This window comes from Pseudomonas sp. W15Feb9B, assembly GCF_000828175.1.
GTDB classification, from domain to species: Bacteria; Pseudomonadota; Gammaproteobacteria; order Pseudomonadales; family Pseudomonadaceae; genus Aquipseudomonas; species Aquipseudomonas parakoreensis.
This window is the reverse complement of the sequence record NZ_JTKF01000005.1, coordinates 50,374-64,795: the sequence shown is the minus strand read 5'-3', so window position 1 is coordinate 64,795 and position 14,422 is coordinate 50,374. Positions and strand designations below refer to the sequence as shown.

Genomic DNA, 14,422 nt, shown 5'->3' with positions numbered 1-14,422 from the left:
GATGCCCAAAACCTTGCCTGCACCGGCCGTGGTGACGGCCCCCGCCAACCTCCTCCACCCGCCCCGCACGCTGGCCGGGCGCGGCAGTTCGTGGGTGGTGAGCTCGGCGGTGCTGGTGTCGTTGCTGTCACTGCTGCCGATTGCCTTCGTGATCGGCGTGGCGTGGTACACCGGTTGGGCGACCCTCGAAGCCCTGGTGTTTCGCCCGCGGGTCGGCGAGTTGCTGATCAACACCGTGCTGCTGGTGCTGATCACCTTGCCGCTGTGCATTGTGCTCGGGACAACCCTGGCCTGGCTGACCGAACGCAGCAATTTGCCCGGCCGGCGTCTGTGGTCGCTGCTGGCGGTTGCGCCACTGGCCGTGCCGGCGTTCGTCCACAGTTATGCGTGGGTCAGTTTGATTCCGTCGATCCACGGTCTGCCGGCCGGCGTGTTGGTGTCGGTGATCGCCTATTTCCCGTTTCTGTATTTGCCGATTGCCGCGACCTTGCGCCGTCTCGATCCGGCGATTGAAGATGTCGCTCAGTCCCTCGGGCTGAAGCCGTGGGCGGTGTTTTTCCGGGTGGTGTTGCCGCAACTGCGGCTGGCCATCTGCGGCGGAGCCTTGTTGGTCGGCCTGCATTTGCTGGCCGAATACGGCCTGTACGCGATGATCCGTTTCGACACGTTCACCACGGCGATCTTCGATCAGTTCAAATCGACCTTCAACGGCCCGGCCGCCAACATGCTCGCCGGGGTTCTGGCGCTGTGCTGTCTGGCGATGCTCACGGCGGAATCCGCTGCTCGTGGCCAGGCGCGTTATGCGCGGGTCGGTTCCGGCAGCGCCCGGGATCAGCGCAGTGTGCAACTGGGGCGTGGCGCGACAACCTTGGCGCTGCTGCTGCAAACGCTGACGTGCTTGTTGGCACTTGGTGTGCCGTTGCTCACGCTGGGCCGCTGGCTGGTGGCCGGTGGTGCGCAGGTCTGGCAAGGCGACGAGCTGTTGCCAGCCTTGCTGCAAACCCTGTCGTATGGCGTGGCCGGCGCATTGTTGACCAGTGTCGCGGCGATTCCCATTGCGTGGCTGTCGATCCGCTCTCCGGGCAAGCTCCAGCGCTTGCTGGAAGGCTGCAACTACATCACCAGTTCACTGCCCGGCATTGTCGTTGCTTTGGCGCTGGTCACCGTGACCATTCATTTCGCCCGGCCGATCTACCAGACCACCATCACGGTGCTCTTGGCCTATCTGCTGATGTTCCTGCCGCGGGCGCTGGTCAGTCTGCGCGCCGGTTTCGCGCAAGCCCCGGTCGAGCTGGAAAACATCGCACAAAGCCTTGGCCGCTCGCCGTTGCGCGCATTGTGGCTGATCACTGTGCGCCTGGCGGCTCCCGGCGCGGCGGCAGGTGCGGCGCTGGTGTTCCTGGCAATCACCAATGAGCTGACCGCAACCCTGCTGCTCGCGCCCAACGGCACGCGCACCCTCGCTACCGGTTTCTGGGCGATGACCAGCGAAATTGATTACGCCGCCGCAGCGCCTTACGCGTTTTTGATGATCCTGCTTTCACTGCCGCTGACGGCCATTCTCTATCACCAATCCAGGCGTACCGCTGGCCGATGAACGCTCTCGAACTGCACAACCTCAGTAAAACCTTCGGCGCGCAAAAGGCGCTCGACGACGTCAGCCTCAACGTGCCGACCGGCAGCCGCACGGTGATCGTCGGCCCCTCCGGTTCCGGCAAAACCACGCTGTTGCGGATGATCGCCGGGTTCGAATTCCCCGACAGCGGCAGCCTTACGCTCAACGGCCAGACGCTGGTCGATCGCAGCCACGCGGTGCCGGCCTATCAACGGCAGATCGGCTACGTGCCGCAGGACGGTGCGTTGTTCCCGCACATGACGGTGGCGGCGAACATCGGCTTCGGTCTGGCCCTGACCGGTGCGGCCCGCACCCAGCGCATCCTTGAGTTGATGGACAGCGTGGCGCTCGACGCCAACATGGCCCACCGTTGGCCGCATGAGCTGTCGGGCGGCCAGCAACAGCGGGTCTCGCTGGCCCGCGCTCTGGCGCAACAACCACGACTGATGCTGCTGGATGAGCCGTTCTCCGCCCTCGACACCGGCTTGCGCAGTGCCATGCGCAAAATGGTCGCGCGCCTGCTCGAAGACGCCGGCGTCACCACCATTCTGGTGACTCACGATCAGAGCGAGGCGTTGTCGTTTGCCGATCAATTGGCCGTGATGCGCAGTGGCCGGCTGGTGCAGTCCGGGCATCCGATGGATCTCTACCGCTATCCGGAGGATGAACAGACCGCGCACTTTCTCGGCGAAGCGGTGGTCCTGCCCGCGCAGATCGAGGCGGGTTGGGCGCATTGCGACCTGGGTCCGGTGGCAGTGAACAGCAACGGTTTCAGTGGCGCCGCGCAAATCATGCTGCGCCCCGAACAACTGCAGATCGCCGAGGTGGCCTCTGACAGTTACGGCTGCCACGCGCGGGTCACCGACCGTGATTTTGCCGGCAACACCTGCACTTTGACGGTTGAACTGAGTTCATCCGCGACTCAGGATCCGGCCCGTTCGATTCTGGTGCGCAGCACCGGCATGCACGCACCGCCCGCCGGCAGCGCGGTGCAGCTGTCGGTGCTCGGTGCGGCGCATGTGTTTGGCCTGAACTGATCAGAGATCGAAGCGATCCACCGCCCGCCGCCGCTCGTTGTCATCGCGCACATCGTAGTTGGCGGTGGTCTGGATGTTGCTGTGATGCGCCAGTTTCTGCGCAATCGACAGGTCGTGCTCCTCGATCACCCGAGTGATGAACGAGCGACGGAAATCGTGGGGCATGATCTTCACCCCGACCTGCATACCCCGTTGGCGGGCAATGTAGTAGATCGCATGCTTGGTAATGCGCTCGCGGGTGATGTGGCTTCCACGGCGAATGCGGTTGAACAGAAAGGCATCATCGCTCTCACCTTCCTTGAGCTGCGAACGGCGCAGTTCGAGCCACGCATCAAGCTTGCTGAATGCCCACGCCGGCGCGTACTTGATCAACTGCTTGTTGCCCTTGGCGGTGACGCACAGGCTGCGCTCTGTGAAGTCGACCTGATTCAGGTCCAGGTCCACCGATTCCGACTTGCGCATACCCGTGCCGTACAGCAACGCGATGATCGCCGCATCGCGCAGGCCCTGCGGGCGCGGGTCGGCGGCGCAGATTTCCATCAATTCGTGAATCAACGTGCGCTTGAGATTGCGTCCCTGGGACAACCGTGTGCCGGCAATGCCCTTGACCGAGCGCATCTTCAAAAGATGTTCCTGGCTGATCAGGCTCATGCGCCAGGCCTCGTTCATGACGCCGCGCACCGCATTCACATACAACGAAGAAGTGTTCGGTGCGTAGTTGTCTGCGCGTAATGCAGCAACCAGTGCAACAACATCTTCTGGTTGCAAGGCATGCCAGGGAATCTCTTCGACATTCATGTCTTCAAAGCCCAGGCGATCGGCCGCATCTTGCAGCACGTAACGCATGGTCAATTGGCTGGAGGGCGCCAAACGCGCGAGGTACAGGCTCATCGGGTTGGTTTTTGGAGCGTCGGGGGTTGCAGCAACTAAATCAATCAAACGTTAAACCTTGAGTAAAAAATGTACAGCACTACAACAACTAACAAATGCAATGTACTTGAAGTAAAGAAGGTACTTGAGCTGCACTGTCGGACAAAAAACCGCGATGGACGGCAGAAGCCTGAACAGCGGCTGTATAAGTGACAGATAAACGATTCGCCAACCGGTTTTTCATGTTCCTTTCACAAAAACCGGCATAACCTTAATTCCCATAGGTTCGGTAGTGGCTATGCCCCAACCTGCCGGGCAAATCGTGAAAAGTCAATCAATCCCCGACGTCATGCTTTTTTTGCCAAGTTATTGATGCAGGAGCGCTTTTCTGTGTCTACGCTGTGGTTGGATCCAACAGTTGCGTGAGTCCATCCTTTTATTTTTTGCAATGAGGTGCCCATGAGTCAGGCGTTTCTCCCCTTCTCTCGCCCCAGTATCGGCGATGAGGAAATTGCCGCTGTCGAGCAGGTGTTGCGCTCGGGCTGGATCACCACGGGGCCGAAAAACCAGGCACTCGAAGAGCAATTTGCGCAGTACGTGGGTTGCAAGCACGCGGTGGCCTTGTCTTCGGCCACCGGTGGGATGCACATCACGCTGCTGGCCCTGGGCATCGGCCCGGGCGACGAAGTCATCACCCCGTCGCAGACCTGGGTCTCGACCGCCAACATGATCTCCCTGCTGGGCGCCAAACCGGTGTTCGTCGATGTCGACCGCGACACGCTGATGACCGACGCTGCACGCATCGAAGCGGCCATCACCCCGCGGACCAAGGCAATCATTCCGGTGCACTATGCCGGCGCAGCATTCGATCTCGATCCGCTGTATGCCCTGGCCGACAAACACGGCATCCCGGTCATCGAAGACGCCGCCCACGCAGCCGGCACGCGCTACAAGGGGCGTCACGTCGGTTCGCAAGGCACGGCGATCTTCTCGTTCCACGCGATCAAGAACATGACCTGTGCCGAAGGCGCAATGTTCGTCACCGACAACGAAGCCCTCGCCAGCCGCGTGCGCATGCTCAAATTCCACGGCCTGGGCGTCGACGCCTATGACCGTCTGACCGGTGGCCGCAAGCCGCAGGCACAAGTGATGGAGCCGGGCTTCAAGTACAACCTGGCCGACATCAACGCCGCGATTGCCCTGGTGCAGTTGCAGCGCCTGGACGAAATCAACGCCCGCCGCACCGAACTGGCCACGACCTATTTGCAAAAGTTCGAAGGCCTGCCGGTGCAACCGCTGGCCCTGCCCGACTACGCCCAGCAACACGCCTGGCACCTGTTCATCCTGCGCATCGACAGCGAGCGTTGCGGCATGGACCGCGAAGCCTTCATGAAGGCGTTGCAGGATCAGGGCATCGGCACCGGTATCCATTTCATCGCCACCCACCTGCACACCTGGTATCGCCAGCGTGACCCCGACCTCTACCTGCCCAACACCGAATGGAACTCGGCGCGGCTGTGCTCGATTCCGCTGTTCCCCGACATGACCGGTCAAGACCTTGACCGGGTGGTCGGTGCCATCGCACACATCATGGAAAAACGCCTGTGAAACCTTATCCAATCCGTAGCGTGTCGATCGTCATCCCGGTCTACAACGAACAGGAAAGCCTGCCAGAACTGCTGCGTCGCACCGAAGCGGCCTGCCGCCAGTTGCATCACGATTTCGAAATCGTGCTGGTCGACGACGGCAGCCGCGATGAGTCGGCAAACATGCTTGAAGAAGCCGCCGGGCGCGAGAACAGCCCGTTCGTGGCGGTCATTCTCAACCGCAACTATGGTCAGCACGCCGCGATCATGGCCGGTTTTGAACAGTGCAAGGGCGACGTGGTGATCACCCTCGACGCCGACCTGCAGAACCCGCCGGAAGAAATCCCGCGACTGGTGGCCGAGGCCGAAAAAGGTTACGACGTGGTCGGCACCGTGCGCGGCAATCGTCAGGATTCGGCGCTGCGCCGTTATCCGTCGAAGCTGATCAACCTTGCCGTGCAGCGCTCCACTGGCGTTGCCATGAGCGACTACGGCTGCATGCTGCGTGCCTACCGCCGCACCATCATCGACGCGATGCTCGCCTGCCGCGAACGCAGCACGTTCATCCCGATCCTGGCCAACAGCTTCGCCCGTCACACCACCGAAATCGTCGTGGCCCACGCCGAGCGTGAACACGGCGACTCGAAATACAGCCCGATGCGCCTGATCAACCTGATGTTTGATCTGGTGACCTGCATGACCACCACGCCGCTGCGCCTGCTCAGCATCGTCGGCTTCGCCATGGCCGGTCTGGGTGTGCTGTTCGCTGTTGCGCTGATCGTTCTGCGTCTGGCCTTCGGTGCCGGCTGGGCCGGTGACGGTACGTTCGTGCTGTTCGCCGTGCTGTTCGTGTTCACCGGTGGCCAGTTCATCGGCATGGGCCTGCTGGGTGAATACCTGGGCCGCATGTACAGCGATGTCCGCGCCCGTCCGCGTTTCTTCATCGAAAAGGTGTTGCGCAGCCAGCCGGCCGATCCGGCCCCTGCCGTCACCGTTGATGGTCTTTCTTCTACCGCTACTTCTTCCACTTCCGATCAGGTTCTCTCATGAGTGCAAAAACTGTTGTCTTCGCCTACCACGATATTGGCTGCGCCGGCATTGAAGCCCTGCTCAACAGCGGCTTTGACATTGCAGCAGTGTTCACTCACGCCGATGATCCGAAAGAAAACGCGTTCTATGCGTCGGTGGCCCAGCTGTGCGCCAATAAAGGCATCCCGGTACACGCGCCGGAAGACGCCAACCACCCACTGTGGATCGAGCGCATCGCCAAGCTGGACCCGGAATACATCTTCTCCTTCTACTACCGCAACCTGCTGAGCGAGCCACTGCTGGCCCTGGCCAAAAAGGGTGCATTCAACCTGCACGGTTCGCTGTTGCCGCGCTACCGCGGTCGCGCTCCGGCGAACTGGGTGCTGGTCAACGGCGAAACCGAAACCGGCGTGACCCTGCACCGCATGGTCAAGCGCGCCGATGCCGGCGCCATCGTTGCTCAACAGCGTGTTGCCATCGAACGCAGCGACACCGGCCTGACCCTGCACGCCAAACTGCGCACCGCCGCCAGCGACCTGCTGCGCGACACCCTGCCGAACATGCTGCAAGGCAAGATCACTGAAACCCCGCAGGACGAATCGAAAGCCACCGTGTTCGGTCGTCGCACCCCGGCGGACGGCAAACTGGTCTGGGCCAAACCGGCCGAAGAACTGTTCAACCTGGTGCGCGCCGTGACCCGTCCTTACCCGGGTGCGTTCTGCGCCGTGGGCGAGCACAAACTGATCGTCTGGAGCGCCGAAGTCGTCAAGGGCAACGAAGGCCAGGCGCCAGGCCGCGTGATCAGCGTCGATCCGCTGCGCATTGCCTGCGGTCAGGACTCGCTGGTGATCAACGCCGGTCAGCGCAACGACAACGGTCTGTACCTCAGCGGCCCGCAACTGGCCAACGAACTGGGTCTCGTGGATGGCTCGCTGCTGCGCGGCGCCGAATCCGGGCGTGCGCCACGTCGTACCCGCGTGCTGATCCTCGGTGTCAACGGCTTCATAGGTAACCACCTGTCCGAGCGCCTGCTGCGTGACGACCGCTACGAAGTCTACGGTCTGGACATCGGCTCCGACGCCATCGACCGCCTGCGCAGCCACCCGAACTTCCACTTCGTCGAAGGCGACATCAGCATTCACTCCGAGTGGATCGAGTACCACATCAAGAAGTGCGACGTGGTCCTGCCGCTGGTGGCCATCGCCACGCCGATCGAATACACCCGCAACCCGCTGCGCGTATTCGAACTGGACTTCGAAGAAAACCTGAAGCTGGTTCGCTACTGCGTCAAGTACAACAAGCGCGTGATCTTCCCGTCGACCTCTGAAGTCTATGGCATGTGCCAGGACAAGAACTTCGACGAAGACAGCTCGAACCTGATCGTTGGCCCGATCAACAAGCAGCGCTGGATCTACTCGGTCTCCAAGCAACTGCTGGACCGCGTGATCTGGGCTTACGGCGCCAAGGGCCTGAACTTCACCCTGTTCCGTCCGTTCAACTGGATGGGCCCGCGTCTGGACCGTCTGGATTCGGCGCGTATCGGCAGCTCCCGCGCCATCACCCAGTTGATCCTCAACCTGGTGGAAGGCACGCCAATCCGCCTGTTCGACGGTGGCGAGCAGAAGCGTTGCTTCACCGACATCGCTGATGGCGTTGAAGCCCTGGCGCGCATCATCGACAACGACAACGATGTCTGCAACGGCCAGATCATCAACATCGGCAACCCGGACAACGAAGCCAGCATCCGTCAACTGGGCGAGGAGCTGCTGCGTCAGTTCGAAGCACACCCGCTGCGTCACAACTTCCCGCCGTTCGCCGGTTTCCGCGACGTGGAAAGCAAGGCGTTCTACGGTGCCGGTTACCAGGACGTGGAACACCGTAAGCCAAGCATTGCCAACGCCAAGCGCCTGCTGAACTGGGAGCCGACCGTGGAAATGCGCGAGACCATCGGCAACACCCTGGACTTCTTCCTGCGTGAAGCCATGCTCGAAATCGCGGACAAGAAGTAATGCAGGCAGGTCTTCGTATCGATGTCGACACCTACCGCGGCACCCGAGAAGGTGTGCCGCGTCTGTTGGAGATGCTCGACGAGGCGCAGGTCAAGGCAACGTTTTTCTTCAGTGTCGGCCCGGACAACATGGGCCGGCATCTGTGGCGCCTGATTCGCCCGCAGTTCCTCTGGAAAATGCTGCGTTCCAACGCTGCCGGCCTGTACGGCTGGGACATTCTGCTGGCCGGCACCGCCTGGCCCGGCAAACCGATTGGCCGTGATCTCGGGCACCTGATGCGTCAGGCCCGGGACGCCGGTCACGAGGTTGGCCTGCACGCCTGGGATCACCATGGCTGGCAGGCCAATGCCGGTCGCTGGAGTGACGCGCAACTGATCGAACAGATCCGTCGCGGCGTCGACACCTTGAGCGACATCCTCGGCGAAAAGATCCAGTGTTCGGCCGCCGCCGGTTGGCGTGCGGACGAGCGCGTGATCGAGGCCAAGCAGACTTTCGGCTTTCGCTACAACAGCGATTGCCGTGGGCAGAGCCTGTTCCGTCCGCTGCTGGCGGACGGAACACCGGGCACGCCGCAGATTCCAGTGGACCTGCCAACCTTCGACGAGGTCGTCGGCCCGCACGTGGCAGCGAAGGACTTCAACGCCTTCATCCTCGACCGGTTCCAGTCGCAAGCACTCAACGTCTACACCATTCATGCCGAAGTAGAAGGGATTCTGATGGCTCAGGACTTTCGTCAATTGCTGGCCGATGCACGCCAGCGCCACATTGACTTCCAACCCTTGGGCAACTTGCTGCCCGAGTATTTCAACACCTTGCCCGTGGGCCGCGTGCAACGCGGTGCGCTCGAAGGCCGCGAAGGCTGGCTGGGAGTGCAAGGCGCATGACCAGACGCTGGGCACTGCCGCTGTTGGTCGGTCTTTGTCTGCTGGCCTATCTGTTGCCGTTGAGCACCCATGGCCTGTGGATCCCCGACGAAACCCGTTACGCACAGATCAGCCAGGACATGCTGCTCAGTGGCAACTGGGTGTCGCCGCATTTCATGGGCCTACGTTATTTCGAGAAGCCGATTGCCGGCTACTGGATGATTGCCATCGGCCAGGATTTGTTCGGGCAGAACCTGTTCGGCGTGCGCTTCGCGTCGGCCCTCAGCACGGCTTTGAGTGTGTTGCTGGCCTACCTGGTCGCACGCAGGCTATGGAACGATCCGCGCAAGAGCTTCGTCTGCGCCCTGCTCTACATGAGTTTCACCGTCGTCGCCGGTCAGGCCGGGTACGCCAACCTCGATCCGCAGTTCACCTTCTGGGTCAACCTGAGTCTGGTGGCGCTGTGGTTTGCGCTTGACAGCAAAAGCACCGGGCACCGCCTGGGCGCCTGGGCGCTAATGGGGCTGGCCTGCGGCATGGGCTTCATGACCAAGGGCTTTCTTGCCTGGTTGCTGCCGGTGCTGATCGCATTGCCGTGGATGCTCTGGCAGAAACGCTGGCGTGAACTGCTGGTGTTCGGTCCGGTGGCCATCGCCATCGCGATCGTCGTCAGCTTGCCGTGGGCACTGGCGGTGCACGCACAGGAACCGGATTACTGGCGGTTTTTCTTCTGGCACGAACACATCCGCCGCTTCGCCGGTGACGATGCGCAGCACGATGCGCCATGGTGGTTTTACCTGCCGCTGCTGGTGGCGTTCAGTCTGCCGTGGGTTGGCCTGTTGCCGACCGCGTTCAAGCAAGCCTGGCAAACCCGTGCCCAGCCGAACATGGTTTTCCTGCTGTTGTGGCTGTGGTTGCCGCTGGGCTTTTTCAGCCTGAGCAACGGCAAGCTGCCGACCTACATCCTGCCGTGTCTGCTGCCATTGGCACTGCTGCTGGGCAATGCGCTGGCTGATCGTCTGCGTCTCGAACAAGGTCGGGCGCTGGGGATCAATGGTCTGCTGAACCTGCTGCTGGGTGTGGTCACGCTGATCGCACTGGTTTACCTGCAACTGAACAAACCGGTGTACGACCACGAACTGCACAGCATGGTGCTGGTGTTCATTGCCTTGATCGGCTGGATCATCGCCAACCTGGCGCAAGCGTTCCTGCCGCTGCAATGCTGGGCGGCACCGGCGCTGGGCAGCCTGTTGCTGGCCGGGATCCTGCCGGCGGCGTTGCCAAAATCGGTGGTGGCCAACAAAACCCCGGATCAGTTCATCCGCCATCACGTCACTGAACTGTCCGGTGCCACGCACTTGCTGAGCAACGATCTGGGCGCCGCAGCGGCACTGGCCTGGCGCATGAAACAACCAGAGGTCGCGCTGTACAACACGGTCGGCGAACTCAAATACGGTCTGTCCTACCCGGAAGGTGCTGAACGCCGACTCACCAAAGACAACGTTCAGCAATGGGTACGTGAAGCGCGCCGCAGCGGCTCGGTCGGCGTGCTGATGCGCGTCAAGGGTCAGGACGAACTTGAAGAACTCGATCTGCTGCCTAAAGACGGTACCCGTTACGAATCGGGCAATCTGGTGATCATGGTGCTGCCCAAGGATCCGTCATGAGTTGGTTGCTGTTACTGACGGCGTGTCTGCTGACGTGTCTGGGGCAAGTCGCACAGAAATTCGCCGTGGAAAGCTGGCGCGGCGTTGAGTCGTCGTGGGCTGACAAACTGCGTTCGCCGTGGTTGTGGCTGGCGCTGTTTTCACTCGGCAGCGGGCTGCTGGTCTGGCTGCTGGTGCTGCAACGTCTTGAAGTGGGCATCGCTTACCCGATGCTCAGCCTCAACTTCGTGCTGATCACCCTGATCGCCCGCTTCGTCTTTCGCGAGCCCATCGACCGACAGCATTGGCTGGGCGTGGCGCTGGTGATCGGTGGCGTGGTTTTGCTGGGGCAACAGTCATGAACCAGGCACGAGGTATCGGTTTTGCGCTGGCCAGCGTGGGGCTGGTCAGCGCTGCCCAGTTGGGGATGCGCTGGAGCATGACGCGCCTGCCGCAACCGGAACAATGGCTGGCGGCGTTGAGCTCCGGCAGTGTCGATCTGTCGGCACTGGCCGTGGTGGTGGCGGCAATTTTCGCCTACGCCCTGTCGATGCTCTGTTGGCTCGCGGCCTTGCGCGATCTGCCGCTGGGGCGGGCCTATTCACTGTTGAGCATCAGCTATGCGCTGGTGTACCTGCTGGCGGCCAGTCTGCCGCTGTTCAACGAATCGTTCAGTTTCACTAAATCGCTGGGCGTGGCACTGGTCATGCTCGGGGTCATCACTATTAACACTCGTCCGTCTCGTGCGCCCGAATTCAGGAGTGCTCCATGAAAATCACAGTATTTGGTAGCGGTTATGTCGGTCTGGTGCAGGCCGCCGTGTTGGCTGAAGTCGGTCACGACGTCGTGTGCATGGACATCGATCAGAAGAAAGTCGAACTGCTGCGCCAGGGTCACGTCAGCATCTTCGAACCGGGCCTGTCGAGCCTGGTGCGCGAAGGTCTGGACTCCAGCCGCCTGCATTTCACCTCGGATGAAAAACTCGCCGTGCAGCACGGTCGTGTCGCATTCATCGCCGTGGGTACACCGTCCAGCGACGACGGCTCGGCTGACTTGAAATACGTGCTGTCGGTGGGTGACGCGGTGGCGCGCCACCGTGAGCAGCCGCTGATTCTGGTGGAGAAATCCACCGTACCGGTTGGCACCGGCGACACCCTGCGTGCACACATTCAAGCCGCGCTGGACAAGGCCGCTCGTGAGCTGCAGTTCGATATCGTCTCCAACCCGGAATTCCTCAAGGAAGGTTCGGCGGTGTCCGACTGCCGTCGTCCGGACCGCATCGTCATCGGCTGCGAAGGTGACGACGTGCGCGATGTGATGCGCGACCTGTACTCGCCATTCAACCGCAACCACGACCGCATCATGTTCATGGACCTGCGCAGTGCCGAGCTGACCAAATACGCCGCCAACTGCATGCTGGCGACCAAGATCAGCTTCATCAACCAGATCGCGGAACTGGCCGAACACCTGGGCGCCGACATCGAATCGGTCCGTCAGGGCATCGGTGCCGACACGCGCATCGGTTACCACTTCATCTACCCGGGCTGTGGTTATGGCGGCTCGTGCTTCCCGAAAGACATGCGCGCGCTGATTCACAGCGCCGAGCAGGCGCATTGCTCCAGCGACCTGCTGCAAGCGGTCGAAGCGATCAACGAGCGGCAGAAGCACAAGCTGTTCGACCGCATCAACGCGTTCTATAAAGGTGACCTGCGCGGCAAGACCTTCGCCCTGTGGGGCCTGGCGTTCAAGCCGAACACCGACGACATGCGCGATGCACCGAGCCGCGTGCTGCTCGATTCGCTGTTCGCCGCCGGCGCCAGTGTGCGCGCGTTCGACCCGGAAGCGATGCAGGAAACCCAGCACCTGTACCCGAACGAAGAAAAACTGATGCTGATGGGCACCCCGGAATCGGTGCTGGCGGGTTCCGACGCGCTGATCATCTGCACCGAATGGCAGCAATTCAAGGCGCCGGATTTCGACCTGATCGAGCAACGCCTGAAAGCCCCGGTGATCTTCGACGGCCGCAACCTGTACGACGCCGAGCGTCTGGCGCGCAATGGCTTCAAGTACTTCCCGATCGGCCGAGGCGATTCGCGCAAACTGCCGATGCCACTGCAGCAGTGGCCTAACAAAGCGGACGTCGCTTGATCACGTTGTCGCCTGTCATCCGCCGGCAGTCCCTGATCGCAGGGCTGCTGGCACTGCTGTTGTTTATTGCCGGGGTTTACGGACAGGCTCCCATTGGCTTCGATTCACGTTTTGTGCTGTTTGCCCAAGAGATGCTCAGGCACGGGCCAACGGTATTCCCGACGACCTACGGGCAGCCGTACGCCGATTATTCGGCGCTTTCGACGCTGTTCATCTGGCTGTTGTCGCTGCCCTTCGGCGCGATCAATACCCTGACGGCATGGCTGCCCAGCGCCATTGCCGGCGGCGTGATCGTGACGTTGATGTACCGCTTGCTGGCGGTGCATTCGCAACGCTGGGCGTTGATCAGCATTGCGCTGCTGATGCTCACCAGCACCTTCGTCACCGAAGTGCGCGCGGTGTCGCAAGACCTGATGCTGGCAGCCGTGGCGCTGTCGGTGTTTTATCTGGGTTACGCGCACGACCACTTCGGCTCGCGCCGACGCTGGCCGCTGATCTTTGTCCTGTTGCTGCTGGGTTTTGGTATCCGTGGGCCGATCGGCCTGGTGGTGCCGACCGGCATGCTCTGCAGTTACTACCTGCTCAATCGTGAGTGGAAACGCCTGTTGGTGTTCGGTTTGCTGGCGTCGATCCTGCTCGCCGCGTGCGTCGCGCTGCTGTTGTGGCTGGCCAGACTCAGTGGCGGCGAAGCGTTCCTGCAAGACGTGATCCGCATGCAGTTCATGGGGCGCATGGACGGCAGTGAAGGCGTCAGCGGTTCGCTGTATTACTTCACCAGTTCCATGGGCAACTACGCACTGGCATATCCGCTGGCGATCCTGGCGTTGGCGGCGACCTGGCTGAGCAAACCGCATCAGCGCGGGCCGGCCTTGCGTCTGGTGCAATACTGCGCGGCTGCCGGGCTGATCGTCATGGTTGGCCTGTCGATTCCGCAGGCGAAGAAGGCGCGTTACCTGCTGCCGATGTTGCCGATGGCGGCGATCATCGCAGCGTACCCGTTTCAGGTGCTGCACGGTCGGGTGTTCCGCGTATTGCGTGGGGTGATCCAAGGCATTTGGCTGGTGACGCCGGGACTGTTGATGGTGGCCCTGCTGGTTGCCAAACGCCGCTTCCCCGAGCAGCTCGACGGTCTGACTCTGGTGCTGATCGTGCTCGGTGTTCTGCAATTGCTCGCGTTGTCGCGTCTGTTGATGCCGCGTTGGCGTGCCGAAGTGCTGGCGCTGTGCTCGGTGCTCGCGTTGTGGATGGTGTATGCCGCGGTGTTCGAACCGGTGGAGCGACGCTTGTACGACACGCAGGCGTTCAGTCGCGCCGCGTTCGCGCAGGTGCAGCAGAACCCGGCACTGCTGGTGCTGCACGGCATGGGCAAAGACGCCAAGGCGATCAAGTTCATGGTCAACGTCGAGCAGGACCTGCAACCGCAGTTCACCGAAACGGTGCAGCAACTCGAAGCCCTCAAAGGCCCGGCCTGGCTGATGATGGACAGCAAGGACCTGCAATCGCTGCAGGGCACCTCGCTGGCGGGTCTGCAACCGGTACTGACCGGCCGTTTCGACAAGAACGATTACGTGCTGCTGTACCTGAAACCCTTGTAGGAACTGATTGAGGCTGCGATCTTT

Annotated in this window: 12 protein-coding genes; 11 read left to right on the top strand and 1 reads right to left on the bottom strand. The window is 61.7% G+C overall.

Going from position 1 to position 14,422, the window contains the following annotated elements:
- Position 1 precedes the first annotated feature (1 nt).
- Complete coding sequence (locus tag OC71_RS02600) at positions 2-1,597, top strand: iron ABC transporter permease (protein WP_041063817.1); 1,596 nt, start codon at positions 2-4, stop codon at positions 1,595-1,597.
- Complete coding sequence (locus tag OC71_RS02595; RefSeq protein ID WP_041063815.1) at positions 1,594-2,652, top strand: ABC transporter ATP-binding protein; 1,059 nt, start codon at positions 1,594-1,596, stop codon at positions 2,650-2,652. The genes OC71_RS02600 and OC71_RS02595 overlap by 4 nt, the downstream gene beginning before the upstream one ends.
- Here OC71_RS02595 and xerC read toward each other — a convergent pair whose 3' ends face one another.
- Positions 2,653-3,543 (bottom strand): tyrosine recombinase XerC, encoded by an 891-nt coding sequence (gene xerC / locus OC71_RS02590; RefSeq protein ID WP_052510571.1) that lies wholly within the window; start codon positions 3,541-3,543, stop codon positions 2,653-2,655.
- Positions 3,544-3,981: 438 nt separating this feature from the next.
- Between xerC and arnB the strand changes: the two genes are divergently transcribed.
- The 9 genes from arnB to OC71_RS02545 are packed head-to-tail and all read left to right on the top strand — an operon-like array spanning position 3,982 to position 14,398.
- Positions 3,982-5,130, top strand: coding sequence for a UDP-4-amino-4-deoxy-L-arabinose aminotransferase (arnB, locus tag OC71_RS02585; RefSeq protein ID WP_041063811.1), 1,149 nt, complete (start codon positions 3,982-3,984; stop codon positions 5,128-5,130).
- Positions 5,127-6,158: an undecaprenyl-phosphate 4-deoxy-4-formamido-L-arabinose transferase gene (gene arnC / locus OC71_RS02580; RefSeq protein WP_041063810.1), complete on the top strand. Its 1,032-nt coding sequence runs from the start codon at positions 5,127-5,129 to the stop codon at positions 6,156-6,158. Before arnB ends, arnC begins: the two co-directional genes overlap by 4 nt.
- Entirely contained in the window at positions 6,155-8,146 is a 1,992-nt protein-coding gene (gene arnA / locus OC71_RS02575) for a bifunctional UDP-4-amino-4-deoxy-L-arabinose formyltransferase/UDP-glucuronic acid oxidase ArnA (RefSeq protein ID WP_041063809.1), read from the top strand. The genes arnC and arnA overlap by 4 nt, the downstream gene beginning before the upstream one ends.
- Positions 8,146-9,030, top strand: a complete 885-nt coding sequence (gene arnD / locus OC71_RS02570; RefSeq protein ID WP_041063807.1) for a 4-deoxy-4-formamido-L-arabinose-phosphoundecaprenol deformylase — start codon at positions 8,146-8,148, stop codon at positions 9,028-9,030. Before arnA ends, arnD begins: the two co-directional genes overlap by 1 nt.
- Positions 9,027-10,676, top strand: coding sequence for a lipid IV(A) 4-amino-4-deoxy-L-arabinosyltransferase (gene arnT, locus OC71_RS02565; RefSeq protein WP_041063805.1), 1,650 nt, complete (start codon positions 9,027-9,029; stop codon positions 10,674-10,676). The genes arnD and arnT overlap by 4 nt, the downstream gene beginning before the upstream one ends.
- Entirely contained in the window at positions 10,673-11,017 is a 345-nt protein-coding gene (gene arnE / locus OC71_RS02560; protein ID WP_041063803.1) for a 4-amino-4-deoxy-L-arabinose-phosphoundecaprenol flippase subunit ArnE, read from the top strand. Before arnT ends, arnE begins: the two co-directional genes overlap by 4 nt.
- Entirely contained in the window at positions 11,014-11,427 is a 414-nt protein-coding gene (gene arnF, locus OC71_RS02555) for a 4-amino-4-deoxy-L-arabinose-phosphoundecaprenol flippase subunit ArnF (protein WP_041063801.1), read from the top strand. Before arnE ends, arnF begins: the two co-directional genes overlap by 4 nt.
- Positions 11,424-12,803 (top strand): UDP-glucose/GDP-mannose dehydrogenase family protein, encoded by a 1,380-nt coding sequence (locus OC71_RS02550; RefSeq protein WP_041063799.1) that lies wholly within the window; start codon positions 11,424-11,426, stop codon positions 12,801-12,803. Before arnF ends, OC71_RS02550 begins: the two co-directional genes overlap by 4 nt.
- Complete coding sequence (locus OC71_RS02545) at positions 12,800-14,398, top strand: glycosyltransferase family 39 protein (RefSeq protein ID WP_041063798.1); 1,599 nt, start codon at positions 12,800-12,802, stop codon at positions 14,396-14,398. Before OC71_RS02550 ends, OC71_RS02545 begins: the two co-directional genes overlap by 4 nt.
- Positions 14,399-14,422 lie beyond the last annotated feature (24 nt).

Coding starts and splice junctions, on each gene's coding strand:
- arnD (WP_041063807.1), top strand. CDS start 8,146: ATGCAGGCAGGTCTTCGTATCGATGTCGACACCTACCGCGGCACCCGA.
- OC71_RS02595 (WP_041063815.1), top strand. CDS start 1,594: ATGAACGCTCTCGAACTGCACAACCTCAGTAAAACCTTCGGCGCGCAA.
- OC71_RS02550 (WP_041063799.1), top strand. CDS start 11,424: ATGAAAATCACAGTATTTGGTAGCGGTTATGTCGGTCTGGTGCAGGCC.
- arnA (WP_041063809.1), top strand. CDS start 6,155: ATGAGTGCAAAAACTGTTGTCTTCGCCTACCACGATATTGGCTGCGCC.
- OC71_RS02600 (WP_041063817.1), top strand. CDS start 2: ATGCCCAAAACCTTGCCTGCACCGGCCGTGGTGACGGCCCCCGCCAAC.
- arnF (WP_041063801.1), top strand. CDS start 11,014: ATGAACCAGGCACGAGGTATCGGTTTTGCGCTGGCCAGCGTGGGGCTG.
- arnT (WP_041063805.1), top strand. CDS start 9,027: ATGACCAGACGCTGGGCACTGCCGCTGTTGGTCGGTCTTTGTCTGCTG.
- xerC (WP_052510571.1), bottom strand. CDS start 3,543: ATGAGCCTGTACCTCGCGCGTTTGGCGCCCTCCAGCCAATTGACCATG.
- arnE (WP_041063803.1), top strand. CDS start 10,673: ATGAGTTGGTTGCTGTTACTGACGGCGTGTCTGCTGACGTGTCTGGGG.
- arnB (WP_041063811.1), top strand. CDS start 3,982: ATGAGTCAGGCGTTTCTCCCCTTCTCTCGCCCCAGTATCGGCGATGAG.